Annotated in this window: 22 protein-coding genes, 1 pseudogene and 1 riboswitch; of the genes and pseudogenes, 12 read left to right on the plus strand and 11 right to left on the minus strand. The window is 68.2% G+C overall.

The genetic code is table 11. From position 1 onward, the window contains the following. Window positions 1-19 precede the first annotated feature (19 nt). Window positions 20-1,114: a trypsin-like peptidase domain-containing protein gene (locus tag VKZ50_21040; protein HLJ62215.1), complete on the plus strand. Its 1,095-nt coding sequence runs from the start codon at window positions 20-22 to the stop codon at window positions 1,112-1,114. Between the two features lie 39 nt (window positions 1,115-1,153). On the opposite strand, the gene VKZ50_21045 is transcribed toward VKZ50_21040, so the two are convergent. After that, window positions 1,154-1,588: a hypothetical protein gene (locus VKZ50_21045; GenBank protein HLJ62216.1), complete on the minus strand. Its 435-nt coding sequence runs from the start codon at window positions 1,586-1,588 to the stop codon at window positions 1,154-1,156. Between the two features lie 276 nt (window positions 1,589-1,864). Here VKZ50_21045 and nth point away from each other — a divergent pair, with 276 nt between their 5' ends. Next, the gene (gene nth / locus VKZ50_21050; protein HLJ62217.1) at window positions 1,865-2,614 is read left to right on the plus strand and encodes an endonuclease III; all 750 of its coding nucleotides are present in this window, start codon (window positions 1,865-1,867) and stop codon (window positions 2,612-2,614) included. A 63-nt stretch (window positions 2,615-2,677) separates the two neighbouring features. Continuing rightward, a complete protein-coding gene (locus VKZ50_21055) occupies window positions 2,678-4,240 on the plus strand; it encodes a peptidase S10 (protein ID HLJ62218.1) in 1,563 nt (520 codons plus the stop codon). A gap of 93 nt (window positions 4,241-4,333) precedes the next feature. Here the strand turns inward: VKZ50_21055 and VKZ50_21060 are convergent, their stop codons facing one another. Beyond that, window positions 4,334-4,855 (minus strand): hypothetical protein, encoded by a 522-nt coding sequence (locus tag VKZ50_21060; protein HLJ62219.1) that lies wholly within the window; start codon window positions 4,853-4,855, stop codon window positions 4,334-4,336. Window positions 4,856-5,092: 237 nt separating this feature from the next. Between VKZ50_21060 and VKZ50_21065 the strand changes: the two genes are divergently transcribed. The 3 genes from VKZ50_21065 to VKZ50_21075 all read left to right on the plus strand — a co-directional run bounded on the left by VKZ50_21065 (window position 5,093) and on the right by VKZ50_21075 (window position 8,580). Further along, the gene (locus tag VKZ50_21065; GenBank protein ID HLJ62220.1) at window positions 5,093-6,682 is read left to right on the plus strand and encodes an ABC transporter substrate-binding protein; all 1,590 of its coding nucleotides are present in this window, start codon (window positions 5,093-5,095) and stop codon (window positions 6,680-6,682) included. Between the two features lie 39 nt (window positions 6,683-6,721). Then, window positions 6,722-7,666 (plus strand): ABC transporter permease, encoded by a 945-nt coding sequence (locus tag VKZ50_21070; GenBank protein ID HLJ62221.1) that lies wholly within the window; start codon window positions 6,722-6,724, stop codon window positions 7,664-7,666. Between the two features lie 71 nt (window positions 7,667-7,737). Continuing rightward, window positions 7,738-8,580 carry an ABC transporter permease gene (locus VKZ50_21075; GenBank protein ID HLJ62222.1) on the plus strand — a complete coding sequence of 281 codons (843 nt, stop codon included), beginning with the start codon at window positions 7,738-7,740 and terminating at the stop codon, window positions 8,578-8,580. Between the two features lie 196 nt (window positions 8,581-8,776). Here VKZ50_21075 and VKZ50_21080 read toward each other — a convergent pair whose 3' ends face one another. Then, window positions 8,777-9,382 carry a hypothetical protein gene (locus VKZ50_21080; protein ID HLJ62223.1) on the minus strand — a complete coding sequence of 202 codons (606 nt, stop codon included), beginning with the start codon at window positions 9,380-9,382 and terminating at the stop codon, window positions 8,777-8,779. A 293-nt stretch (window positions 9,383-9,675) separates the two neighbouring features. Here VKZ50_21080 and VKZ50_21085 point away from each other — a divergent pair, with 293 nt between their 5' ends. The 3 genes from VKZ50_21085 to VKZ50_21095 all read left to right on the plus strand — a co-directional run bounded on the left by VKZ50_21085 (window position 9,676) and on the right by VKZ50_21095 (window position 13,698). Next, window positions 9,676-10,041 carry a hypothetical protein gene (locus tag VKZ50_21085; protein ID HLJ62224.1) on the plus strand — a complete coding sequence of 122 codons (366 nt, stop codon included), beginning with the start codon at window positions 9,676-9,678 and terminating at the stop codon, window positions 10,039-10,041. 30 nt (window positions 10,042-10,071) lie between these two features. Beyond that, the gene (locus tag VKZ50_21090; GenBank protein HLJ62225.1) at window positions 10,072-11,880 is read left to right on the plus strand and encodes a N,N-dimethylformamidase beta subunit family domain-containing protein; all 1,809 of its coding nucleotides are present in this window, start codon (window positions 10,072-10,074) and stop codon (window positions 11,878-11,880) included. Window positions 11,881-11,958: 78 nt separating this feature from the next. Further along, the gene (locus VKZ50_21095) at window positions 11,959-13,698 is read left to right on the plus strand and encodes an FAD-dependent oxidoreductase (GenBank protein ID HLJ62226.1); all 1,740 of its coding nucleotides are present in this window, start codon (window positions 11,959-11,961) and stop codon (window positions 13,696-13,698) included. A gap of 288 nt (window positions 13,699-13,986) precedes the next feature. On the opposite strand, the gene VKZ50_21100 is transcribed toward VKZ50_21095, so the two are convergent. Further along, window positions 13,987-14,529, minus strand: coding sequence for a CAP domain-containing protein (locus VKZ50_21100; protein HLJ62227.1), 543 nt, complete (start codon window positions 14,527-14,529; stop codon window positions 13,987-13,989). A gap of 404 nt (window positions 14,530-14,933) precedes the next feature. After that, complete coding sequence (locus VKZ50_21105; GenBank protein HLJ62228.1) at window positions 14,934-16,496, minus strand: hypothetical protein; 1,563 nt, start codon at window positions 16,494-16,496, stop codon at window positions 14,934-14,936. Between the two features lie 254 nt (window positions 16,497-16,750). On the opposite strand from VKZ50_21105, the gene VKZ50_21110 reads away from it, so the two are divergent. Together VKZ50_21110 and VKZ50_21115 are read left to right on the plus strand one after the other, a co-directional pair. After that, window positions 16,751-16,942 carry a hypothetical protein gene (locus VKZ50_21110; GenBank protein HLJ62229.1) on the plus strand — a complete coding sequence of 64 codons (192 nt, stop codon included), beginning with the start codon at window positions 16,751-16,753 and terminating at the stop codon, window positions 16,940-16,942. 497 nt (window positions 16,943-17,439) lie between these two features. Next, on the plus strand, window positions 17,440-18,681 hold the full coding sequence (locus VKZ50_21115; GenBank protein HLJ62230.1) for a hypothetical protein: 1,242 nt from the start codon (window positions 17,440-17,442) through the stop codon (window positions 18,679-18,681). Between the two features lie 52 nt (window positions 18,682-18,733). Here the strand turns inward: VKZ50_21115 and VKZ50_21120 are convergent, their stop codons facing one another. The 6 genes from VKZ50_21120 to VKZ50_21145 form a co-directional block, all read right to left on the minus strand. Then, window positions 18,734-19,219, minus strand: coding sequence for a hypothetical protein (locus VKZ50_21120; protein ID HLJ62231.1), 486 nt, complete (start codon window positions 19,217-19,219; stop codon window positions 18,734-18,736). A 194-nt stretch (window positions 19,220-19,413) separates the two neighbouring features. Next, window positions 19,414-19,917 (minus strand): peptidoglycan-binding protein, encoded by a 504-nt coding sequence (locus VKZ50_21125; protein ID HLJ62232.1) that lies wholly within the window; start codon window positions 19,915-19,917, stop codon window positions 19,414-19,416. 198 nt (window positions 19,918-20,115) lie between these two features. Then, the gene (locus tag VKZ50_21130) at window positions 20,116-20,436 is read right to left on the minus strand and encodes a hypothetical protein (GenBank protein HLJ62233.1); all 321 of its coding nucleotides are present in this window, start codon (window positions 20,434-20,436) and stop codon (window positions 20,116-20,118) included. Between the two features lie 67 nt (window positions 20,437-20,503). Beyond that, on the minus strand, window positions 20,504-20,737 hold the full coding sequence (locus VKZ50_21135) for a hypothetical protein (GenBank protein ID HLJ62234.1): 234 nt from the start codon (window positions 20,735-20,737) through the stop codon (window positions 20,504-20,506). 44 nt (window positions 20,738-20,781) lie between these two features. Then, a riboswitch (cyclic di-GMP riboswitch) is annotated at window positions 20,782-20,861 on the minus strand. A gap of 107 nt (window positions 20,862-20,968) precedes the next feature. Next, window positions 20,969-22,516 (minus strand): serine protease, encoded by a 1,548-nt coding sequence (locus VKZ50_21140; GenBank protein HLJ62235.1) that lies wholly within the window; start codon window positions 22,514-22,516, stop codon window positions 20,969-20,971. Window positions 22,517-22,889: 373 nt separating this feature from the next. Then, entirely contained in the window at window positions 22,890-23,705 is an 816-nt protein-coding gene (locus VKZ50_21145) for a hypothetical protein (GenBank protein ID HLJ62236.1), read from the minus strand. 149 nt (window positions 23,706-23,854) lie between these two features. On the opposite strand from VKZ50_21145, the pseudogene VKZ50_21150 reads away from it, so the two are divergent. Further along, window positions 23,855-24,803: pseudogene (locus tag VKZ50_21150) on the plus strand (IS481 family transposase).

Here is a 24,803-nt window from a genome sequence, read left to right on the forward strand (position 1 = left end):
GCGTCACCGGGGAGGGGCGATGCGCGGGGCATTGATCGTTGCCGTGATCTGTCTTGTCGCCGGATCGCCGGTGTTGGCCCAGTCCACGCCGGCCGCCGACCTGCTGCGAGGAATCACCGCGGAGATCCACGTCGAGAACGCAAGCCGGGGGCAGCAAGGACTCTGCCAGGGCTTCGTCGCCGGCGTGAGCGACAACGCCGCGTACGTGGTCACCGCGAAGCACTGCATCGACGATCTCGCCTCGACGCCCATTTCGTCCGCGACGTCGATGGACCAGCTGGGTGTCACCATTCAGGTGGCGTACGCAAATGGCACGGACGGCGACGTCGAACGGCTCGCGGGGGCGGACACATCGGACGTCGTCGTCCTGCTCGTCTCGTACACGGACGTCCCGACGGCCTTTGCGGATTGCGCGGCGTGCCAAGTCTACCGCAGCTTCGGGCGCGACCAGCGGATCCCCGTCCTCTCGATGTTGTCCGCGGGCGGCGGCCCTCCCGTCGTGTCCTCCGGGATCGTCTTCTCCGATGAGTCCGGGGAGTACACGGTGGTCCTGCCGACCTCGCCGGGCACCAGCGGCTCCGCGGTGATCGATCTCGAAGGCAACCTGGTCGGCATCGTGGTGAGCGTCGCCACGGTGCGCGGCGCCACCGCGGGATTCACCGCCGGCATCGTCCCCGGCGGCGCGATCGAGGACCTCCTCCGATCTGTGATCTCTCGCTTCGGCGGGACAACCGCGCCGCCAACCAACGCCGCCCCTCCCACACCACCGGCACTGGCTCCCGGCGCGGCGCGGACGTGGTCCGGCGAGTGGACGAGCCAGCAGGGAGCCGAGCGCGGGTCCATCACCGCGTCGCTGTCTCAGCGGGGACCGACCGTGCTCGGAACCGCGATGCTGACGGGCACGGCCTGCTACCCTGCGCTGCAACTCCTCGGATCGTCCGGAGGGGACACGGGCGCCAGCACGTACTCGCTCACCGGGTACAGCGACGGCGTCGCGCGCATCAGCTTTTCGTTAAGGGTGACCGGAAACGACGTGTCGGGGACGTACGTGGCACTGCAGTCCGGCACTCCCTGTGACGGCGATCGCGGTTCGGTCTCCGGAACCGTCCAATAGGCCGCCGATGACGCGCGCGGCCGTTCGGATACCGATGGCCTAGTGGACCGGCAACACGATATAGGTCCCGGCCGGGAGCGCGCTCTGCAGCAAGCCGGTCAACACGAGCACCGGGTTCTGCCCAGGCACCGGAACCGACGGAACCAGGACCTGCGGGCCGTACAGCGTCACGCCCGGCAGCGACGGCGTCGTGGTGCCGACCTGGACCACGTACGCACCGGTTTGGGGATTTGCGGCGAGCAGCATGACGGGCGGGAGCGCGGACGCGCCCGGAGCGCTCCCGGTCGTGCTCGGAATCGTCCCGACGGGAACCGGGCCGGCGACCAACGGCACGGGTGGCCCTGCGAGGGATCCGGTCGGCGGAGTAAAGACCACAAACGTGGTGGGCCCATCGGCCCGAGCCGGTGACGCCGGCAGCAGCGTCGCGGCGCCGGCGAGCGCCGCCACGATCAACACGCCAAGCATCCGACGCATCGTCCTCACCCCGATACGGACACCGCGTATGCGCGCCGGCACGCGCGGCTCCGAGGTTCCGATCCACTATAAAAGTACAACAACATCGTCACTCTCGTGTCACGAGCCGGCGCCGCGTCGACGGCCCCTGAGGGAGACCCGTGGCCATCGGCGGCGTCAGCGCGGTGACGGCGGCGTGCGGGTCACCCCCTCGCCGCCCGGTCATCCGATCGGCGCGAAGGGAGGCTTCGATCCCGGGATGAACGGTAGCACGAGGCGCTCCCGCAGGAGGTACATGTGCCGCGATTGAGCCCGGGGCGCGCGCCCGCGGACACAACGCGCGCACGCGCCCCCGCCGCACGGCGACGCGACGTCGCGCGGGTCGATCGGGCGCTCGAGGCCCGCTACGGCCGGATTCGCCGGCGGGACCGGCGCGATGCGCTCGGCACGCTGATCGCCACGATCATCTCGCAACACACGAGCGACACGAACACGCGTCGCGCGTTCGCCCGCCTGCGCGCGCAGTTCCCGACGTGGACGGCCGTGTGCACCGCTCCGCTGCGGGCCGTGATCGATGCGATCCGCCCGGCGGGCCTGAGCGCCCGCAAGGCGCCGAGGATCCAGGCGGTGCTCCGGCGCCTCGCGGAGGAACGGGGCACGCTGTCCCTGGCGTTCCTGCGCCGCTGGCCCGCCGCGCGGGCCAAGGCGTGGCTGCTAAGTCTCGACGGCGTTGGGCCCAAGACGGCGGCGATCGTCCTGGTCTTCGGGCTGGGGAAACCGTCGTTCGCCGTCGACACGCACGTCTACCGCATCGGGACGCGCATCGGCCTAATCCCCGCCAGATTGTCCGCGGAACAGGCGCACGACTGGATGGACGCGCTGGTCCGGCCCGCGCGCCGCGGCCCGTTCCACCTCCTCCTGATCCGCCATGGACGCGAGGTCTGCACGGCACGGGCGCCGCGCTGCGAACTCTGCCCGGTACGGAGGTGGTGCGCCTACTACGCCACGCGGCACCGCGCCAGGATCGCACGCGGAGAACGGACGTGAACGCCGCAGCGGCCGGAACCGTGCCGGGGCCGGCCCTGTAGGAGTCGTCACGGAGGCACACCCATGAAATGGTTTACTCGGCATGGCGCGGTCGTCTGGATCCTGGTGGCCCAGGTCGCCCTGGCACCGATTCTGACGGGAGAGCCCGCCGGCGGCACCGCGCCTGCCGCGGCCCCAGCGGCGCTCGTCACGGCGACGGCTGGGCCCCACCTCTCGGTCACGGCGCATTCCATCACCATCGGGGGAACGGCGCTCCGATACACGGCGACCGCCGGCGACGAGCAGATCACGAACGACGCCGGCAACATCCAGGCCGACATGTTCTTCGTCGCCTATGTCAGGCAGAACGTGCCTGACCGGGGCAAGCGTCCGATCATGTTCGTGTTCAACGGAGGCCCGGGCGCGGCATCCGTCGTGCTCCACCTCGACGCGGTTGGGCCAAAGCGGGTGCGGTTGGCCGACAGCGGCGCACCGCTGCCGCCTCCGCCTCATTGGGTGGAGAACCCGTCGACGTGGCTCGGCTTCACCGATCTCGTGTTCATCGACGCCGTGGGAACGGGGTTCAGCAGCGCGGCGCCCGACGTACCGGCCAGCACGTTCTACCAAGTGGCCGGCGATGCCCGGTCGTTCGCGGAGTTCATCCGCCTCTACCTCGCGGCCAACCACCGAGAAGCCTCGCCCAAGTTCATCGCCGGCGAAAGCTACGGGGGAACCCGGGCCGTCATCCTGGCCCGCCTGCTTGGGAGCGACTTCGGCGTCACGCTCAACGGGATCATTCTCATCTCCCCGGTGATCGACTTCGAAACCCTCAACACGCAGTTCCGCGACCCGGGCCGCAGCACGGCGCTCGCGTACGCGTTGGATGTCCCCACCTACACGGCGACGGCCTGGTATCACAAGAAGCTCAGTACGGCCCTTCAGGCCAACCTCCAGGGGGTGATGCGCGAGGTCGAGCAGTGGACGATCACCGAGTATCTGCCCGCGCTGATCCAGGGCGACGCCTTGGCCGAGGAGGCCCAGGGGCGAATCACCAGAACGCTGTCCCGGTACACGGGGGTGTCAGAAGACGTCATCCGGGCGAACCACCTGCGGTTGTTGCCAAGCGTGTTCAGGCGGGAACTGCTGCAGGACCAGCACCTCCAGGTCAGTGCGTTGGACGGTCGGATCGCCTTCGATCCGCGCGCCGGGTCTCAATTCACGACCGACGCGATCGTGTCGCCCCTCGGCCCCGTGTTCAACGACTATGCGAAACGCGAACTCGACTATCACACCGACCTGACGTACGAGGCGCTCTCGAGCCGGGTCGGCCGAGAGTGGAATTGGGGCCCGGGCGGGGCCACGGGCTTCCTCAACGTGACCGACGACCTGCGCCAGGCGTTGCAACGAAACGGCGCCCTGAAGGTTCTGATCGCGCGCGGCGTCTACGATCTCACCGTCCCGTACTACGGGACCGACTACGCGTTAAACCAACTCCAACTCGGGGCGGCCCTGCGCGGCAACATCACCCGCACCTACTATGGAAGCGGTCACATGGTCTACACGTCCCAATCCGAGATGGAAAAGCTTGCGACCGACGTCTCCGCGTTTGTGGCGGACGCCATGGCCGCGGGGCACGCGCGGCCATAGACGCCGGCGCGGCACGAAGCCCCCCGAGCGGCGCACGCGCGGAGGGCTTCGCGGACGACCGTCGCCCCCGTCCTCGCGGCGGGGCTGACGCGGCTAGAATTTGAACGTCGGCGGGATCGACGGCAGCCCCGGGATCGGCCCCTGAGATGGGGTCTGTTCCGGGAACCCCGGAATCTGCGGACCCTGGTACGGCTGCATAAAGAAGAACTCCGGATTCCCACCGTTTGGCGGCATCGGCCCCGGGTTCAGCTGATACAGGCGCCCCTGGTAGAGGAACAGCACTTTGCCGGGGCAGTCCTGCCCCCCGCCCCCGGCCGAGGGTTGCTGCGATCCGGGAGTGTTCCCGCCGGCGCCCGGAGACGGCTGCCCGGGCCCGATGCTATCGCCGTTGCGCGGGTTCGGAATGGGCACGAACTCTCGCGGGGTCGTAAACGGGGACTGAGCCGGCACCTGATTCTGCACGGAACGCACGGTGAGAATCATCGTCTGGTCGCCCCGGACGCCCGCGCCAGCGCTCCTTCCGCGGATCGCCGCGAGGGCTCCGAGCACGACTGCGCTCGAGAGCGCCCCGATCAGAATCCCCATCGTCAGTATCCGGAGCGACCGACGGTCCATGATCTTCGACCCCCTTGTGGGCGAGGGTGGTAACGTGCACCCATGGTAGCACACTGGGCGCGGGCGCACCACGCCCTCGCGCGCCCCGCCCGGGCGCGGGCGCGACGCCGAAGCGCGGCCCGTGCGTCGGGATGCCACCGCTCGCGCGATCAAGCCGGAGGGAAGCCTCGTTGTGCGGCGAACGACTCAGGAACCAGGCAGATCGACGACGCGCCGGGTCACGAGGGAGGGGTACGCGTGAAGAGGCATCGAGGCGAACGAGTCGCGCCGACGCCATCGGGCCGCCCCGTCACACGCCGCTCGTTGCTCAAGGTCGCGGCGACAGGCGCCGCGCTCGGATTCGCGACCCCGCTGCTGTGGACCCGCGCGGGACGGTCCGCCGGCGCGCGCGTGATGCGCGTGGGATACGATCAGGATATCGTCAAGCTGGATTTCGGCGTGGCCCAGGCGACCGTGGACGTCTTTGCCACCACGCTGATCTTCGGCCGCCTCGTCAACTACGACCGCGGGATGCAAAACCCGTTGGCCGACATTGCGGAGTCGTGGACGGTCGCGTCGGACAACGTAACCTACACGTTCAAGATCAGGCGGGGGGTGCTGTTTCACAGCGGGCGTGAACTCACGGCGGACGACGTGGCGTACAGCTTTCACCGGGGCGCCGAGATCGGCCCGAAGGGGCGGTTCGCCGGGTACATGGTCTCGATGGAGTCCTACAAGGCGACCGGCCCGTACGAGTTTCAGATCAAGCTCAAACAGCCGGACGCAAGTTTCTTCTCGAATCTGGCCGCTCCATCGGTATCGATCTGCGATTCGAAGACGGTCGACCAAATCGAAACCAAGCCGGTCGGGACCGGACCGTATATGTTCGTGGAATGGGTGCCCGGTGACCACGTCACTTACCGGAAGTTTCCCAAGCACTGGAACCAGGCGCTGCTCGGCAAGTTGCCGGACGAGATTGTAACCACCGTCATCGCCGAGGACCTCACGCGGGTCGCGAACCTCAAGTCGGGCCAGATCGACGTCGCGACGAGCATCCCCGCACAGCTGCGGAAGGACATCCAGACCACCGCGGGGCTGCACCTGCTGCGACAGGACTTTTCCGCCTCCTATGCCTGTATCGACTTCAACATCCGCCGACCGCCGTTTGACAACGTGAAGCTGCGGCAGGCGCTGGCGCACGCGGTCGATCGCGCGGCGATCAACAAGAACGTGTTCTTCGGCACGGGACAGCCAGGGTGCAATCTAATTCCGCCGGGACATTGGGCCTATACGGATCTCGGATGCCCGGCGTTCGACCTCGGGGCGGCCAAGAAGCTGGTGGATGCGTCCGGGGCTGCGCTCCCCGTGCGCGCGAAGGCGCGTCTGTTCAACAAGCCGGATTGGGCCGGCAAGGCCTTTGAGATCATCCAGCACGACTGGAACACGCTCGGGGTGCAGCTCGACATCGAGACCATGGACTTCGGGCTCTACGTCCAGGACGTGTGGGTGGGGAAGAACGCAGACCTCACCGTCGGCTCGTACACGCGGGAAGCCGATCCCGACGGGTTGTTCAGCAGCGTGTTGCGCAAAGATCAGGGCAACAACTTCATGGGCTATTCCAACCCCACCGTCGAGGCCCTGTTCGACAAGGCGAAGGCCACCCGAGACCGCGCGGCGCGGCGGACGATGTACGCGCAGCTGCTGCGCATCGCGCTGGACGAGGACGTGCCGCTGATCAAGATGCAGTCGATCGAGAACGCCTGGGCCGCGAACGACAAGGTCAGAGACCTCACGCTGCTGCCGAACAGCACGCCCGCGCTGTATCAACCGTGGGCGTGGAGCGGGTAACCCGGAGGGTCGCGAGTCGGAGGTCCGGGTCGCAGGCGGATGTCTCGGTACCTCGGCCGGCGCGCGCTCGAGACCGTCGTCCTGCTCTTTCTCGTTTCGGCCATCATCTTTGCGGTGATCCGACTCGTCCCGGGGGATCCGGCCGCGATGCAGATGGGCACGGAAGCCACCCCGCAAGGGCTTGCGCGGCTGCGCCACGAGATGGGCCTCGACCGACCGATCTACGTCCAATACGCACGCTGGCTGCGTGACGCGGCGCGCGGCGACTTCGGCGTGTCGTGGCTATCGAAGCAGCCCGCGCTGTCGTTGATCCAGCGCCGGTTCCCTGCGACGCTGCTCCTCACGGTGGACGCCGCGCTCGTCGGCGTCGCGGTCGCCGTGCCGCTCGGCATCCTTGGGGGCACCCGGCCCGGATCCGTCGTGGACGGGATCACATCGACGTTTGCCCTGCTCGGTGTCGCCCTGCCCAGTTTCTGGCTCGGTCTGATGTTGCTGCTGACGTTCGCGATGGGGCTCCATTGGTTCCCGCCGTCCGGGTACGTGCCGCTGAGCGTCGATGCGGGGGACGCGCTGCGGCACGTGGCGCTGCCGGCCGTCACCCTCGGGATCGGACTGGCGGCGCCGCTGGCGCGATTTCTCCGCGCCGGCTTGTTGGACGCGCTGCGGCAGGACTACATCCGGACGGCCTTCGCAAAGGGGGTCACTGCGACCAGGGTCGTTCTGCGCCACGCCCTCAAGAACGCGCTCCTCTCGGTCATCACCGCGTTCGCGCTGCTGTTCGGCGGGTTGCTCGGAGGAGCGATCATCACCGAGTCGGTGTTCAATTGGCCGGGCGTCGGCACCCTGCTGCTCAACGCCATCGAACAACGCGACTACGGGGTCGTGCAGGGCGTGGTGCTGTACGTGACGGTGGTGTTCGTCGTCGCGAACTTTGCCGCCGACGTCGTGTATACCCTGCTCGATCCGAGGATCCGGTACGAGTGATGCGCGACGTTCCATACGGGCGCCCCCGCGCACCGGCAGCCGGGCGCCCGGCGCGCTGAGGGAATCCAGGCGTGTGGCGTCGTTTTCGGCACAACCGTCTCGCCGTCGGCGGCTTGGTGCTCGTGGTGGCCATGGTGCTGACCGCCACCCTGGCACCATGGATCGCCCCGTACTCCCCCTACGCGCAGTTCAGCGAGATCGGCCTGCAACCGCCGTCGCGGGCGCACCTGCTGGGAACGGACACGATCGGCCGGGACTATCTTAGCCGACTCGTGTACGGCGTACGCATCTCGCTGCTGGTGGGCGTCAGCACCATGGTCGTGGCGGCCCTGGCCGGTGTCTTCCTCGGGTTGCTCGGCGGATACTACGGCAAGGCGCTCGACGCGGTGATCGGCCGGTGCCTGGACGCGCTCCTCGCATTTCCCGTGGTGCTCCTGGCGATCTTCATCGTCGCGGTGCTCGGCCCGTCGATGCTCAACGCGATCGTCGCCGTGGCCATCGTCTATACGCCGACGTTTGCGCGGCTGGCGCGGGCCAGCGTGCTCTCGCTGCGGGCGCAGGACTTCGTGGAAGCCGCGCGGGCAATGGGGGCGAGCGACGCGCGGGTGCTCGGGCGGCACGTCCTCCCGAGCACGCTCTCCCCGCTCATCGTGCAGTGTTCCCTCGGGATCGGCAGCGCCATCTTGATCGAGGCGAGCCTGAGCTTCCTCGGCCTGGGCGTCCAACCGCCCACGCCTTCCTGGGGGGCGATGATCGGGGCCGGGCGCAACTTCCTCACGGTCGCGCCGTGGCTTGCCACCGTCCCCGGAATCGCCATCATCCTCGCGATCGTCGGGTTCAACCTGTTCGGGGACGGTATCAGAGACATGCTTGACCCACGGACCGGGGCAGGCCGACCCTCCGATCGCCTCTGACCTCGGATCCGGAGGGGCGCCCGCATTCACCGCGCATCCCGCGTCGTGGCGGCAAGAGAGGCTGGCCGCGCACCCCCGCGCGTGGACGCCGCCGATCTGGACGCAGGCCGCAAGGCATCGTGCGTTTGGTCTGCGTCCACTCACCCCCGCGGACGTGCCCGTGCTCGAAGCCGCGCGGCGCGGATCTCGGGCCTGGCTAGTGCACCTGATACGAGAGCAGTTCCTGCCGGAAGCCCCTCACCGCGGGTATCCAGTACGGCGTGTTGCCAACGACCAACTTGACCACGTACTCAGCCTTCGGCGCGTACCACATCGTGAAGGTACCGCACCCACCCGCGGTGAGATTGCAGTGGCGGCCGTCGATCCGCACCGCTTCGAACGTGCCCGCGGGCACGGTCACGGATTCCAGCGCCGCCGCGCGCGCGGTCCCCTGCCACGTCACGTTGCGACCGTTCGCAGTGCCGGTCACCTGGTAGACCCAGGTGTGCCCGGGCGTGAGGGGCCATTGGAATCGGAACCAGTCAGCGTTCTGCAGCGAGAGGTCTTGGCCGACGCGGATCGTCTGGGTACTTGTGCGCGTCCGCACCTGGACCTCGTACCAGTCCGGCTGAACGCGAAGCACGCTGAACGAAACGTCCGGGCCGCCCGAGTTGTGCCACGTCCATTGATCGCCTGTCGCCCACTTTGGCGGGTCGATCAACCCGCTCTGCCGCACAAAATACCCCCGCCCGAAGACGACGAGTCCCAACAAGACAAAGAGCCCAATCACGATAATCAACAGCGTTCGTGTCTGGCTGCGCACCCGATGCCACCTCCCTCGTAGCCGTGGAACGTCGGACGGCAAACAATACCCGTCGCCGGCCCGAAACGAGCGGGAACCGAACGGGGTTAGAAGTCCCGACGTCAGTCTCTGCTACGATGCTTAGTCTGGCGGGAAACCTGACCGCTCCCAAGACACTTTGGCACGGCGCGGGGCATTCCCTGCCGCCGTCCGACACGCGTCGCGCCCCAGCGCCGTGGCGTTCTAAGACGGGCGCGCGGTGGGCATAAGCCGGACACAGGGGATTCCAAATCCTAGCAAAGTGGTGGCGCATTGTGGCAACCCACATTCTACGTTTGGACGACGGCAAGGACAGGGTCATGAACAAACTTGGCATCACGACCAAGGTGCGGAACCGCGTCGACGGCAAAGTCTATTGGATCGGGACGATGCGACCGCTCTTCGGATCCATCCTGGAACGGTGGTGCGCCCGCACGCGGGTCGTCCCGCACGGCCTCTACGGGGCGCCGGACAAGGATGACGTGCTCCTGCAAGTGGATGCGTTCTCCCAGGGCGAGCTGATGGCCGTCCACGCCGCGGTGGAAGACCTGGTCATCAACGAACCCCGCGGGACGTGGGCGACGGCGCTGTCGCGCGCCCGGATGGAATCGGTGCGCGATCCGCGTCCACCGCATGAATAGGCTGCACGCAGCGCCGGGGCGGAGACGGACATGGCGACGATAGAAGGCTACGCGTCGGCGACGTCGGCGGCACCCGGGGACACCGTGACGTTCAGTGTCCGCGCCGACCAAGCGCACAGCAGCTTCACGTTGGAGATCTACCGCCGCGGGCTCGCCGATCAACTCGTCCAGACCTGCAACGGCACCGCGTTCACGCCCGGGGACCAGGACGACGCGAGCCTCGCCGTCGGTGGCTGCGGGTGGCCGCCGGCGGCCGGATGCCAGATCACCGTCCCGCCAGGCTGGACCAGCGGGTACTATGTCGGGAAGATCACGTCTGCCGACCAGGTCGCGTGGATCCCGTTCGTCGTGCGGGCCGCCGTCCCCGGGGCGAAATCCAAGATCCTCGTCAAGCTCAACGATACGACCGCGCAAGCGTACAATGCGTGGGGCGGCCGGAGTCTGTACAGCACCCCGTTTGCCCCGAGGATCTCGTTTGACCGTCCGTACGCCGATCTGACCCTGTACGAGCAGTATCAGGTGCCCTTCCTGCAATGGGCCGACGCCCACGCGCCGGAGGTGGAGTACTGTTCCGCCGTAGACCTGCACACGAACGCGCGGCTGCTGGAGACCTACGGGTTGCTGCTCAGCTTCGGGCACGACGAGTACTGGTCGTGGGAGATGCGCGACCAGGTGGAAACGTTCATCGCGAACGGCGGCAACGTGTGCTTCTTCTGTGGAAACACGTGCTACTGGCAGATCCGGTTCGACTTCAGCAACGGCGGCCGTATCATGATGTGCTACAAAGAAACGGACATCGGTGTCCCGGACCCCGATCGACAGGACCCGCAGCGTATCACCGTCCGCTGGGCCGAAGCGCCGCTGCTCCGGCCGGAGAACTCGATGACGGGCGTCGGGTACCGAAACGGCGCGGGCTGGTGGAACGATCCGATCGACCCGGCGAAGCGGTACCGGGGGTACACGGTCACCAACGCGGCGCACTGGGTGTTCCGGGGCACCGGCCTGGCCAACGGCGATGAGTTCGGCAAGGGCACGAGTGTCGACGACACCGTCATCGGCTATGAAACCGATGCCGCGCTGATCGCGCCGGGCCGCACCCCGCCCATCGTGCTTGGCACCGACGGGACGCCGAAGAACTTCGTCGTGCTGGCGACGGCGGACCTGACCGACTGGGCGGCCGGGGGGCAGGCCGGGCACGCGACCATGGGCTTGTATCAGCGCGGGGGCACGGCCTTTACCGCCGGGACGGTGAACTGGGCGGGCGGCCTGAGCGCGGATGGGACGTGGACGTCGGTCGATCAGATCACGAGCAATTTGCTGCACGAGCTCGCCGGCACGGGCGCGCCGGGGCTTGAGATCGCCAACGCGGGCTTCGAACAATGGACCAACGCACTCCTGATCGGCTGGGCGCTTGAGGGGGCGGGCGGCGTGTCCGCCGAAGCCGCCGCGCCGGACGCCACGTTTGCGAACGTCCGAAATGACGGCGGCGGCCATTTCAGCGTGAAGGTCGATGCCTCCGCGGGAGAAACGTGGATCAGCCAGCCGGGCATGCAGTGTGCGGCCGGACGGACCTACGGCGTCGGCTGCTGGGCCAAAGCCTACGCTCCGGGTGCAACGATCCGATTGCAGACGACCGACACGTGGGTGGACTTCGTCACCGTCGCACACTCCGGGAACGGAAACTGGGAATACCTGTTCGCCGTCGGATCCGCGCAGAACGAGAGCGGCCTGTTTCCGGCGCGCGTCAAGATTCAAGTCGCGGCCGGGGTGCAGGCTTGGTTTGACGGCGTCGCCGTGGTCGCGATTCCGAGCCATCCGGATTGGATCGACCGGCGGTGAACACGGAGCCACCCGGTCGACGTGGCGCACGGCGGCCCGCCGCACCCCGCCGCGCCGGTTCCTTCCGAGGGTGGGCGCATGCCCGCGGCTGACGTCACCTACGACATCCTGGTGGTCGGCGCCAGTCTCGGCGGAGTAGCGGCGGCGTTGCGCGCGGCCACCATGGGCGCCAGCGTATGTCTGCTCGAAGCCACGGCCTGGGCCGGTGGGCAGTTCACCGCCCAGGGGGTGACGAAACCCGACGAGAACCGCTACGTCGAAACGGTGGGCAGCACCGCGTCCTACCGCGAGTTTCGTCATCTGGTGCGCCTCTACTACCGCAACAACTTCCGATTGTCAGCGGCCGGACAGCAGCAACCGGCGCTGAACCCCGGGGGCGACTACCCGGGCTTCTCGATGCATCCTCGCGTCGGGCACGACGTGCTGGTTCAACAGCTCACCGCCAGCCCGAATATCCACTTTCGCCCGCTCACACGGGTGACCGCCGCCGAGGTGCAGGGCGACGTGGTACAGGCGGTCACGGCCACCGACGCCGGCGGCACCGCGACGCGGTATGTCGCGAAGTTCTTTCTCGACGCCACCGATCTCGGCGAGCTGCTGCCGCTCGCAAACGTCGAGCACGTCCTGGGCGCCGAGAGCCACTCACAGACCGGAGAGCCCGGAGCCCCAGATGCGCCGCGTCCCGACTGGATTCAGCCGATCACCATGGCCATCGCACTCGAGCGCCGACCGGCCGGAGAGAACTATACGATCGCCAAGCCCGCCGACTACGATCGGCTGAAGGCCATGCAAGACTACACGATCCTCGACGGGTACATCAGCACGATGTTTGTGCCCGGCAAGGACATGTGGACGTACCGGCGCTTCATCGCTGCGACGAATTTCAATGATCCGGCGCTCCCCTTCGATCTCAGCATGATCAACACGTTCGGCAACGACTACCAGGGAGGCACACTGCCGACCGGGGATCCGGCCGCCGACCTGGCAGTCATCGAGGCCGCGCGGCAGGCCGCGCTCGGCTACATCTACTGGCTCCAGACGGAATGCCCGCGCGACGACACCCCGAGCCGGCTCGGCTTTCCGGAGCTCAAACCGCGCGGCGACCTCTTCGACACCCCGGACGGCACCGCCGCGGCGCCGTACATCCGGGAGTCCCGCCGCATCCAGGCCCTGCGGACGATCGTCCAGCAAGACCTCGACGCGGCCCTCAACGCCGGCCCGCGCGCGAAACCGTACGCCGACTCGTGCGGCATCGGCTTGTACGGCGGGATGGACATTCACGGGCTCGCCGCCGTGGGGATGCCGCAGTCGTTCGTCGGCATCAAGCCGTTTCAGATCCCGATGGGCGCGCTGGTTCCTGTGCGCGTGACCAACGTCCTCGCGTCGTGCAAGAACATTGGGGTCACGCACATCACGAACGGCGCCTATCGCCTGCATCCTGTCGAATGGAACATCGGCGAGTCGGCCGGCGCGCTCGCCGCGTTCTGTATCCAGCAGCACGTCTCGCCGCGCGACGTCTGGAGCACACCGAGGCTGCTCGGCCAGTATCAGCACACGCTGCTCGATGCCGGCGTGCCGCTGTTCTGGTGGGCCGACGTCCCGTTCGACGACAAACCCCTCTTCGTCGCGGCTCACCTGCTCGGCGTCGCCGGCATCATGAGCGGATTCGACGACATGACCCTGCGGCCGAACGATGTTCTGACTGATCAGGAGCGACAGGACATTCAAACCGCCGCGGAAACCTCGCTGGCGTGGCCGAGCGGCCAGTTCCTTCGTGGCCAAGCGGCGCTGTGGGTCGCGCAAACGCTCGGCCTCTGACCCGCACCCGGTCCGCACGCGGGCGCCGCGGTCGCGCCACCCCCGGACCAAGGCGTCCCCCACGTCATCCCCTGGTACCGACGGGCCGCGACTCCGCTCGTCTCGTGGGCCGCCGTCTCTGGCACCCCTCTCGTTGAGAAAAGTGCGTTCCCGCTCCTCCGATGGTGTCGACGCCGAACCGGACCGTAGGCGGGATCGGGAGGCCCACGCCGTTGGCGACGGTGGCGTCGAAGGACGCGGAAGGCTGGGGTGGCTGAGGAGTCGACGTCAGTCCGAGCGATGTCCTCGCTATTGTGAAAAGTCCTCCGTCACCATGAACCCCACGGCGCCGGCTGTGGCGACGCCGACGCCGACGCTACGAAACGCAGGGTTCAGGATGTTCTGGAGGTGGCCGGGGCTGTGGATGAACGCGTTGTGGGCCTGCTCCACGGTCAACGCCGCGGTCACGTTCTCCGCGACGACCGTGCCACCTCGCACGACGTCGGCGAGCCGCGCGAGGAATGATTGCCCCTGCGGGGAGTCGTGACCGACGTACCCGGAGAGCGCCATGTCCCGCGAATGGTCCCGCGCCACCGTCCGCAACGCTGCGCTCATGAGCAGCGGTGGCAGCTGACGTGCCGTACGGATTTCGTTCGTCATCGCGAGCAGTTCCATTTCGTCGTCGGGGACGACCGTGCTGGCCGGCGCGCGGTATCCGAGGACGACCACCGACACCGTACCGGGCGTTTGCGGAAATGCCGGCCGGGCCGCCGCCCCCGCGAGAAGGACCCCCAGGAGGCCGGGGAGCATGGCGACCCAGGCCAAGCGCGTCTTCGCCGATGCGCGATGCATGGTCGGATGCCTCCTCCGGTCGCCCGGTGTGCCCTTCCCCATGCATGGTGCGGCCACCGCGGGCGAGCGGCGACTTCGTCGCCATGCCGCGGCCCGCCGACGACCCTGCGTCCGCTGCGGTCTACTCTCTTCGCCGTCTGCGTCTACTACGTCGAATAGATCTGCGGGACAATCCCCTCGGCCCGTGGGGCGTGACCGGGTTGTCGTGTCCATACGCCGCCAGCTCGCTCGAGGCCTGCCGGCATCGTGCGATGCTCGTGCAGGGTCGGGCGTCCCCCACGGGGTGTCCGGTGCGCGATCGTGAGGTCATGCGGAAAAGTCGTCCTGCCGTTGGCACGCGCTGGCGCGCGCCGGGGCCGCCGTAAGCCGGCGGCGGGTCCCGGCGAACGGTCACGGGTTCCGGATCAGCTCCGGTCGGCGCTCCCGCTTTGAGAGGTAACCACGTCCACGGGATCGACGCGTTCCTCCACGCGGAGTACCACCATCGTCTGCGTCGTGTTCGTCACCCGCACCGTGAATTCTTGGAGCTGCGAGAAGTCGAGGCTGGTCAAGGAGTCGCCGTCGATTGTGACGTCAATCATGGCAAGCCGCGGGACCTGCCACCGGGTGGCCAGGACCGCCCGCTTCACGTGAGGCAACCGGGCCATCGCTTCCACGAACCTATCGGTCAGCGCGTCCGAGGTTCCCTCCAACGCCACCGTGCCGGTCAACGCGGTCGGTCCCTGTCGCGGACCGGCCTGATCCGTGGCATGCGCGCCGCTCGCCGCGGCGTGCGCCTGCCCCAATTCGGGTTGGTCGGCGACCCGCTCGACCGCACCGTGCGTCTCGGCGTGCGCGTTCCGCCGAGCAGGATCGACCATACCGTTCGGTCCCGAGGACGTTCCGCTCGAGCCGGGATAGTCGGCGGCCTCAGCGCGGCTCGCCGCGACGATGTGCCCGAGCTCCGAACCGCCGCTCGACGCCGGGGCGTGCTCTTCCGCGACGTCGACGGGGTCGCCGCTCCGCAGCGAGGCAATCAGGCGTTGCAACCTGGGAATGACCTCACTGCGGGCGTTCGTCTGGACGCGCCCCACCGTGTCGACGACGGTCGAATACTCTTGCATGAGATGCTGGAACGCCCGCGCCAGTTCTTCTTGCTGCGGCAGCAGACGTTCCATTCTGGCGATCAGGTCGCCGACATATCGTTCTGCGTCGCTCTTGACAGCGTCCGCCCGCTGACGCGCATCGTCCAGCATGACCTGGGCCTCGGCCACCTTCTGCCCGGCCTCCCGCTCCGCGGTCGCCACCGCGTTCTCAGCCTTCTCCCGCGCATCTTCCAGGATCAGCTCGACGTCGTGCTGGGCCTCGGCCACCTGCTGCCCGGCCTCCCGCTCCGCGGTCGCCATGGCCTCCGCGGCCTTTTGGCGCGCGTCCTCCAGCAGCGACGCAGCCGCGTGCTGGGCGTCGGCCACCTTCTGCCCGGCCTCCCGTTCTGCGGTCGCCACGGCCTCCCCGGCCTTCTGGCGCGCCTCTTCCAGCATGAACTCGGCCTCGTGTCGCACCTCGGCCGTCTTCTGCGCAGCCAGGCGCTCGGCAGACGCGACCGCTTCCTCGGCTTTCTCGCGCGCGTCTCGCAACGTCGCGATCGCGGAGGCTTTGGCCTCCTCCCGCGCCCGATCCCCACCGGCCCTGGCCGCGGCAAGAATCTCATCGGCCGCCGTGCGGCCGGCAACAAGCAGCGCCTTGGCGCAGGCATGCGCGTCACGCAGCACCTGCTGCGCGAGATTCCCCTCGGACCGATAGGCGGCGGCTAGTTGCTGGTGGGCGACCGCGGTCTCCGCCTGCAGCGCCTCCGCGGCTCCCCCCGCCTGTTTGAAGGTCGCCCGAAACGTGTCCCAGTCGGGGACGCGATCCGTAACCTCGTTGTCCATTCCGTCAAGGAGCGACGAAGCCTCGGCCAGCCACTGCTTCCACTCATCGTGATCCATTAGAACACCCCACCGCCAGATGTCTTGTGAATGCTGCCCTCGGAGGCGCGAGCAGGACGGACGCACCCTACGCTTCTCGATTGTGCCCAAAATTGGCGGCCGAAAGACACGCCTACCAAATGCCGCTCGGGCGGCGGCGCCGCGCGAGAACACGCGCGCCGCCGTCTATGGCGCCTGCTGGGTGGGCATGTTCAGCGCGGGGCTCGTGAGGCATTCGACGCCTGGAGCCACCCGCGCAAGAAGGGAGAGCGCCCGTGGAATTGAAGGAATTGGCGCGTCAGCTCTCTGACTTGGTCTGGGCGCGCGAACAGCAGACCGAGCAGCCGATGGAGGCGGCGATCCTGGGTTACGTGCAGGACGCTGTGACGGCCGAAATCGAGCATCGGCGGCGCTTGCGAGATCTCGATCGGCGGCTTGTGGACCTGGGCGTGATCGTCCGGACGTGAGGCATCAGCGTCGCCGCGCGGCTCAACGGCGAGCGCGGCCGGCGTCGGTTTCGCAGGCCGCAGCCAGAGGCCAGGCGCCGCGTCTCGCCGAGCTGGCGACCGCACACCACGGGGTCAGCGGGGCCACGGCGCCGCCGGGCCTCATCGTGGTCTCGCCACGTGCACCCGTTCGTCGGTATCGCACACGCCGACCCTGACAGCATCGAGCCTCCGACCCAGGGCTTTCGCTGTACGCGATCGTCCCGCGCAACACGCGCGGCGGAGGACCCGCGATCCGCCCGGCGTGTCACCGCGCCCACTGGGGCATGACCCGGCGGCGAAGGTACACGATCGATCGCCTCGGAACCCGCCGCGGCCCAATCGGCCGAGGCGCGTGACCCAGGGGGCCGTCGCCCCCCCCCGCGCCCACCGGTCCGTCTTTTTCGGGCGCAAATTGGGCAAGAGATGTTACGGTCGCGTTGCCGAGATCAACGCTGCGCGCACAGGCGGGAGAGGCCATGGACTTCGAGTACGTCGAGTACGAGTACTTCGGGGACGAAACACATGCGGGCGAGCGTATCTCGTCGTTGCTGACCGACAGCGGCTATCAGAGCCTGCGGCGAGACACGGCCGAACTGGTTCGACGGTACCTGCCCGGCGTCGCCTTGCCGGTCCCTGGCGGACGACCTGAAGCGGCCCGCACCGTGGACGCGCTGATTCCTCCCGCCGATTCCACCGCCAGGGTTCTCCTGTGTGAGCGACCGGCGCCAAACGGGACGCCGGGGACGGTCGTCTCGATTCTCGCGCTCGGCCGGTCCCAGAACGACGCCCACCGTGTCTGTACCGCGGTCAGGCTCGTGCTGGATACGGAGGCCGTCGCCAACAACGGCGCCGCGCGCATTCAACGGTTCCGGCACGAGTGGCTGCCGATCCTCGGCCTCGATCGGCCCGCCGCGTCGCCGGCCTCGGGCGCCAGGCCGCTCGCGGCGGCGCAGGCACTGCTCGCCCTGCAGCACGCGCCGCTGGTGTTGGGGCGGCCCTCCATATTGCGCTCTCGGACGGACACGATCACCGACCATTCCCGAACCCCCGTCGATCCCGAGGTGATGGACCGACTCGTTCCCGAGAAGTTCGTGGAGAGAGCGTTCGTGCTCGTGTGCCGGGAGAGCGGTCAGATCGTCGGTATCGGAGAAGACGCTACTGAAGTCGAAACCGCCATGCCCTTGACGCTGCGCTGTCCGCACTGCCGCCGCCCCCTGAGCGAGGAAGCCCACGACGTCCTGTACAGCCTCAGCGCGCAGGGCGAGGAGTTCATTCGGAGCACCCGGTGGATTCGCGAGGCGGTCGAAGCGGCCCTGCAGCGCCGGCACTGCGACACGGTCGCCGTCGCCGAAGGCACGGCGCGATCAGACGTCGACCTCGCCGCGCTCTGTCACGACACGGTGCTCCTGTTCCGCGCCAGGGAAAGCGCGCCATCCGACGAGGACATCCGCACGCTTGCGGACACGGTCGCGGCGTTTGAGCGGGCGGTGCCCGGCGTGCTCACGAGGGGCGTCTATGTGATGTCGCATGCGGCGTCCCCCCACGACGCGGGGACCGAAGGCACGGCGTCGTGCACGGTGCTCGAGCTCTCGCGGCTCGACGCGGGCCTCGATCGGCTCTTGGAAGACGTAAAGCAGGACAACTTCGTTCGGCTCACCGGTTCCGAGTTGGAGATGATCCGCCCCGATCCCGGCTTGCTGCTTCCGTCCACAGCGTAGCGCACGGCGCGCCCCCGGCCGGCTGGCCCCGGCGCGTCAACGAAGCCGGCTCCTATTCGTGGGAGTCGTGCGCGGGTGGAAGCGCGCCGGCTGTCTCCCCAACAGGCCGTGGGAGCGGATGCCCGAGCGCGGCGCGCGCCCGTGCCTGCGCTTCCTGTATCTGGCGCGCCAGTTGTTCCTGGGCGGCGGTTCCGGCCGATTCCAGAGCCTGCGCCTCCTGGCGCCTGCGCCGTCCGTCGTGACTCTTCGGGGGACCCGGGCTCGCACGCTCCGGGGCTTCGGGCGCGACCGCCTGCAGCTCCCCGGCAATTGCCAGCAGCGTTCCCCACTCCTGTGGAGGGACGTTCCCGGCGTACTGATGGATCGCTTTCAGAATCCGGACCTTGTGCAGGAGAAGCGCGGCCTTGCGAGGCCCCGTCATCTCCTCGCGGGGCGCGCACAGCGCCTCCGTCTCCTCGAGCATCACCTGCAAGAACGGATCAGCGCCCTCCTGCCGTGTACCCGCTTCCGTAACGAGGGACCAAAGAAAATCCGTCACGGTCAGGCCTCGACGCCGGGCCTCCGCATGGACCACATCGATGCGTTCGCGCGGCCACCTCAGGGTGATGCTTGCCCGCGTCTCCGGGATCCTCCGCTCGCCTGGGCCCTTCTGAGGCCTGATCGCCGTCATCGATCCATCGACTCCCTGTGGTCAAGGCGTCCCCACGCAGGCATCGCCCCCATCCTTGGGGCTCACAACAGGCCGCGCAGGAGCCCGCAGGCCGCTTCGAGCGTGAGCTGCTGCGCCGAGCCGGGCGTCATCCACGTGAACCACGTGTCGTCGCCGACGACCCCGTCGACGGTGGTCCCGCCCCACGTCTGCAGCGCGCGCACGGCCGTCTCCGTCATCGGGCCGAAGATGCCGTCGATCGGACCCGCGTACGGCACGAACTGGATCACGACATCGGCACCGGTCAGTGCCTGCTGCAACCACGCCACCGCCGGCCCCGTCGATCCGAGCTGCAACGTGGGGGAGGCTTCCCGGTAGCTCGGCAGTTTCGCCCACGTGGCAGGACCGACGATCCCATCCACGGTCAGGCCGTTGCTCTGTTGGAAATTCTCGACCGACGTCTGGAGGCCGGCGTCGAAGACGCCGGTGATCGGCCCGAACGGATTCCAGAGCAACATGCGGGCGAGGACTCTCTGCAGGCGCTTGACATCGTCTCCGGTCGAGCCGAGGCTAATGGTCGCGGGCATCGCCCGATTCCTCCGATCGTGAAGAGCCGGAATGCACGATCCGTCCCAGTGGAGCGCTCACTGTGGTCGTGCCCCCTGACGAGAGGCCTTAGACTTCCAGAAGCAAGACGCGCCGACCACTCTCGGCGCGTCGACTCCTCGGAAACCGGTAGCCTCGATTGTCCGCGGGAGCACGGATCCAACCGGACGCACTCGTCGCTAGTGGGCCCGCCCTCTCTTGCGCGCCGCGGCGGCGGAGCCCGGCTCGTCGCCGGGACGCGGGTCCGATGGAAGATCCGGGTCGATGAGGCTGCCCGACGGATTGCCGTTCGGGTTCGCGCCCAGCATTTGGTTCGCCGTCCACTCTCCCACCCGGCACAGAAGCTCATGGGGGAGTTGCCCGGCGATCCGCGCAGCGCGACCGTAACACTGCACCGCCCAGTTGGGCAGCCCCAAGTCCCGCAGGCGCTGAAGCGACGCCTCGAACTCGCCCCGACGCTGGCGTCCAATGCGTGAGATGTTGCGGCGCTCTCGCTCCATGATATGTACTTCGTGCCCAGAAAGAGGTCGCGGTAGACCGGGCAGGTCGTCGGACCGCGAGCCGCCCCTACCCGGGCCTGCCGTAGTCTCTCGGGATGCTGCGGCGCCCCTTCGGCGCATCGTACAGGAACGGATGGGCGTGCCGCGCGGAGAAATCAATACAGAGCACCACCGCCACCACAAACGTCGCGGCGGCCACGGGCGCAAGGGAATGGACGAGATTACCGGCGGCGAAGCACACGATGAACGCGTCGAGGAGAAACTCGTCGATGCGCTTGCCGAGGACCTTCTGCCGAAGCATATAGCCACCTCCTCCCGCGATCGCGCGGGATTGGTAGCGTCCTCTTCGGCGGCCCAGCCAGCCACGATGCCGTGGCTCTGTGGCTTTGCGTCCCCGGATTACTCCGGGTTTGCCTGTTCGTGAGGCGCTCTATGGGTACGCACTTGGTATCGTGCCCACGGTGGGCCCGTGTTAGACGTGCGTACACCCGCGAACGCCGTCCGTTCCCTTGCGCGAGACGTCGCCCGCCCGTCAGCGCCCCAGCACCCCGATTTCGTAGACCTGGTTGTAGAAGAGCAGCCCGCGGTCGAGCTGAATGTAGAACCAGAGGCCGAGCGCTCGATAGTACAGCGTCTTGGTCTTGCCAGCGTCGTCCACGGCCACATTCGAGGGCGCGCCCAGGGCCGCGCGAACCTCGGCCTCGGTGCTCCCGATGTGGACATTCTTCACCGTCGTGAAGCGCCCGTCGTTAATCGCCCAGATCCGATCCACCGTTCCACCCTTCGTCACCTGCACGCCAATGCCGTCGTTGCGCGGAGGCTTGTACCAACGCACCAGCGTGGTGCCGTCGTTCTGGGAGTCGGTGCTGGAGGGCGCCCCGAGAGTTGCCCGAACGTCCTGAACCGGCATCCCAAGTTTCACCGGACCGACGCGCGTGCCGGGTACCACGGCGAAGTGATCCGCGGACGGCGCGGCCGGTCTCGAAGGCGTCACCGTCGTCGACCGTGGGGGCGCCGCGGGTGGCGTTCGAGCGGGGGCCGTCGGAGGGGTGCGCGGCCGCGCGGGTGCCGTCGGCGGGGCATGCGGCGGCTGCGCCGGTGCCGATCCCTGCGCCTGGCTCGGCGCCGATACCGGCTCTTGCGGTTGGGTCGGAGCGGGCGGAGGCGGTGGCGGTGACTCCGCCACAACCGAGAACAACGGGACCGCGGGCGGTACGTGCGGCGGCAGCGGTGGCTGCGGGCGCACCGGCGGGGGCGCCTGCGGCTGTGGCGGGGCTGCCACTTCCTTCACCGGTTGCGCCACGGAGAGCGTAGACGGTGACGTGGGGGGCGAAGGCTGCGCTTGCCCCGGTGCGGCCGGCGGAGGTTGCTGCGACGGCGTCAGCGCGGCGGCCTGACGTTTCAACGCGTCCGCGAGCAGCAGTTTCACCGCGTCGGCCGGAACTGCGAAGCTGGTCGCGGCGTCACTCGCCGGAAGCTGCCCCCGCACCGTTCCAACCACTTGCCCTTTCAAGTTCATAATCGGCCCACCGTCGTCCCCGAGACGCTGCTTGGGTTGGAAGACGAGTACCCCATTGCGAAGCGCCTTGATGGTCGCTTCCGTCACGAGCGCCGCTCGGGCCTGCTTGTCCTTGTCCTGCGACTGTTTGGTCAGATCTGCGACCGACGGGAAACTGAACGCGAGGATGTCATCTCCCGCGCGAACGGACGCCGCGTCGCCGAGGGGAAGCGGCGGCACACTCGGGTCCGAGATCGCCAGGATCGCCAGGTCGCTGCTGGCGTCCGAAGCGACGATCGTCGGTTCCACCCACGCCGATTTTGGGAACTTGACGCGCAGTTGGGAAGACCCGACCACGACGTGATACGATGTGACGGCCATCCCCCGATCGACCACGAACGCCGTGCCTGAAACCGTGCCGGACGGACGATCGGCGAGGACGATTCCGATGCTCGGCTGGGCCTTCTGCGCAACCGCTCTCAGGGTCGGGCTGGAGATCAGCGACATCCCCACGGTGCCGGCCAGGAAACCGGCAAAGATCTCAATCAGCAACGGGATGATGCCCAGAACCGGCGGAAGCATGGCGTCCTCGCGTTGGACTAGCTGTTAGTGCCGCCTCTCCGTTCGTAGCGCGCACACAAGATCCCGCGGCGTTACTACTACTTTACCCGGAACTCGCCTTTCCAATTCGTCCGAGTGGAACGAGAGGGTCGCGTTCAGGCAGGGCGGTACACTCGCTTTGCCCGAACGGAGATTCGGCTATGCCGCGGGGGTCGCCGGGCCCGCCCGCGGGGAGACTTCGACGGCGGCGGGTGGTCCGCCGATCATTCGCGGGTCACCGGGGCACCCCGGCACACCTCCCCACGGAGGTCGCTGGGTCGTTGGGGAACGGCATCGAGGGACCGCTCAACGATACCACAAGCGGAGCGAGGGCGTGCGCGTCGGGCGAGACGCCTTAGAGGACGTGCGTGGTTGCTAGCTGCGCCGGCAGGCCGATCTCCTGCAACGCATTCGCCAGCCGCGCAGCCTCGGCCCGCGTGCGATACGGCCGACTCGCGACCAAGGAGTCCTGTCCAACCGGTGAGACGTCCACGATGTACCCTTTGCTTCGGATGAAATGCATCATGCTGTCCGCGCTGGCGTCGCGGGTGAACTCCCCGAAACTGACCACGTAGCCCAGGATCGGCGGCCGATATTTCGTAGCGCGTACGGCGCGCGCGCCGGCGTGAGCCGTCTCGACCGGACCCGTGGTCGAAATGATCCGCACGTTCCCGGACGCTCTGGCCGGCGCCTCAGACGCCGGACGCTTCGCCAGGAACGCCGTCACAAGAGAGCTCGTGGTCGCCAGCGACCCCGGGTTCTCAGGAACGCGCGCGATGTTGAGCGACGCCAGCAAGAACACGCCGGCGATCGCCGCCGCCGCCGCGGCGAAGGCCCCCCAGCGGGCCGCACCCTCCCAAAGCACGGCAGCGCTGCGCGCCGGCCGCCCCGCCTTCGCATCGCGCGGCGCCTGGGACGTGGCGTCCACCATCCGCATATACTGCCGCAGCCGTCGCAACCCGTGCAGTGGTCGGATGCCCGCGCGGAGGTCCGCGAGTTCCTCGTTGAGCTCCCGATCGATCTGACGCCACACGTCGCGCCAGGCGTACGCCTCTACCGCGTCGGCGTCGGTGGGGCCAACCAGGGGAATACCCTGGGGATCAAACAGGTACAAGTATCCCTGGATTTCCCGCGCCCGGTAGCCGTCGGGCAAAGACAGATCCACGCGCATCGCAGCCTCCTAGAACGATAGTCCTTCATATGCATAGTGCCCACAATGCACGCAGACTAGCTGTAGTTCCCAGATAGGTTGTTGACACATGAGAGCCTTCCAGCGTTCCTGTGGGGCAGAGCAGCTAAGCCCCACTCTGGGAGGCGTTTATGGGCCGGGCACGCGGCAAACTCACACCAGCGGGGCGGCTGCTGCTGGTGCAGCGCGTCACGGTGCTGCACTGGCCCGTAAGTCAGGCGGCCGCCTCGATGGGCGTCTCGCGTGAGACGGCGTACGAGTGGCTGAGGCGCTGGCGCCGCGAGGGCGCCGCGGGCTTGGAAGATCGATCGAGCCGCCCCCACGGCTCGCCCCGTCAGGTGCCCGCCGCGGTGGAGCGTCGGATCCTGATGCTGCGACGGCGACTCAGATGGGGACCGCATCGCTTGGCCCCCCTCGTCGGCCATCCCCGCTCGACGGTCTATGCCGTCCTGGCGCGGCACGGCATGACGCGGCTGCGCGACCTGGACCGCTCCACGGGCGTGCCGGTCCGTTATGTCCGCGAGCACCCCGGGGAGTTGCTGCATCTGGATATGAAGCCGCTGGCACGGGTCCCAAAGGGGGGCGGGCACCGAGCCCGGGGACGATCGAGCGCGACCCGGTGCCGCGGCGGCGGCTATGAAGTCATCCATGTGGCCATCGACGACGCCTCGCGGCTGGCCTTTGCCCAAATCCGCCCCGATGGTCGGGCTCCCACGGTCGTCCAGTTCCTCACCGACGCCGTGGGGTTCTTTGCCGAGCAGGGGATCCGAATTCAACGGATCATGACCGACCGCGGCTGAAGTTACACGCAGTCGCCCCACTTCCGGGCGGCCGCTCGGCGCTTGCGCGTCCGCCACAAGATCACGCGCCCCTATCACCCGCAGACCAACGGCAAAGCCGAGCGGTTCGTCCAGACCCTGCTCCGCGAGTGGGCCTACGCACGGCTCTACCGCTCCAACGAGGAGCGCCGCGTCGCGTTTCCGAAGTGGTTGCACTACTACAATCACCATCGCCCCCACACGGCGCTGGAAGGGCGGGTCCCAGCGGTCGCGAGTGTCAACAACGTGTGTGGGAACCACA

The sequence above is a fragment of the bacterium genome (assembly GCA_035295165.1).
GTDB lineage: Bacteria > Sysuimicrobiota > Sysuimicrobiia > Sysuimicrobiales > Segetimicrobiaceae > JAJPIA01.

Excerpts from the sequence above, each read along its gene's own strand:
- VKZ50_21100 (HLJ62227.1), bottom strand. The coding sequence starts at position 14,529 with ATGCATCGCGCATCGGCGAAGACGCGCTTGGCCTGGGTCGCCATGCTC.
- VKZ50_21070 (HLJ62221.1), top strand. The coding sequence starts at position 6,722 with ATGTCTCGGTACCTCGGCCGGCGCGCGCTCGAGACCGTCGTCCTGCTC.
- VKZ50_21040 (HLJ62215.1), top strand. The coding sequence starts at position 20 with ATGCGCGGGGCATTGATCGTTGCCGTGATCTGTCTTGTCGCCGGATCG.
- VKZ50_21115 (HLJ62230.1), top strand. The coding sequence starts at position 17,440 with ATGGACTTCGAGTACGTCGAGTACGAGTACTTCGGGGACGAAACACAT.
- VKZ50_21135 (HLJ62234.1), bottom strand. The coding sequence starts at position 20,737 with ATGCTTCGGCAGAAGGTCCTCGGCAAGCGCATCGACGAGTTTCTCCTC.
- VKZ50_21045 (HLJ62216.1), bottom strand. The coding sequence starts at position 1,588 with ATGCGTCGGATGCTTGGCGTGTTGATCGTGGCGGCGCTCGCCGGCGCC.
- VKZ50_21095 (HLJ62226.1), top strand. The coding sequence starts at position 11,959 with ATGCCCGCGGCTGACGTCACCTACGACATCCTGGTGGTCGGCGCCAGT.
- VKZ50_21145 (HLJ62236.1), bottom strand. The coding sequence starts at position 23,705 with ATGCGCGTGGATCTGTCTTTGCCCGACGGCTACCGGGCGCGGGAAATC.
- VKZ50_21125 (HLJ62232.1), bottom strand. The coding sequence starts at position 19,917 with ATGCCCGCGACCATTAGCCTCGGCTCGACCGGAGACGATGTCAAGCGC.
- VKZ50_21090 (HLJ62225.1), top strand. The coding sequence starts at position 10,072 with ATGGCGACGATAGAAGGCTACGCGTCGGCGACGTCGGCGGCACCCGGG.
- VKZ50_21140 (HLJ62235.1), bottom strand. The coding sequence starts at position 22,516 with ATGCTTCCGCCGGTTCTGGGCATCATCCCGTTGCTGATTGAGATCTTT.
- VKZ50_21060 (HLJ62219.1), bottom strand. The coding sequence starts at position 4,855 with ATGGACCGTCGGTCGCTCCGGATACTGACGATGGGGATTCTGATCGGG.
- VKZ50_21130 (HLJ62233.1), bottom strand. The coding sequence starts at position 20,436 with ATGGAGCGAGAGCGCCGCAACATCTCACGCATTGGACGCCAGCGTCGG.
- VKZ50_21105 (HLJ62228.1), bottom strand. The coding sequence starts at position 16,496 with ATGGATCACGATGAGTGGAAGCAGTGGCTGGCCGAGGCTTCGTCGCTC.
- VKZ50_21055 (HLJ62218.1), top strand. The coding sequence starts at position 2,678 with ATGAAATGGTTTACTCGGCATGGCGCGGTCGTCTGGATCCTGGTGGCC.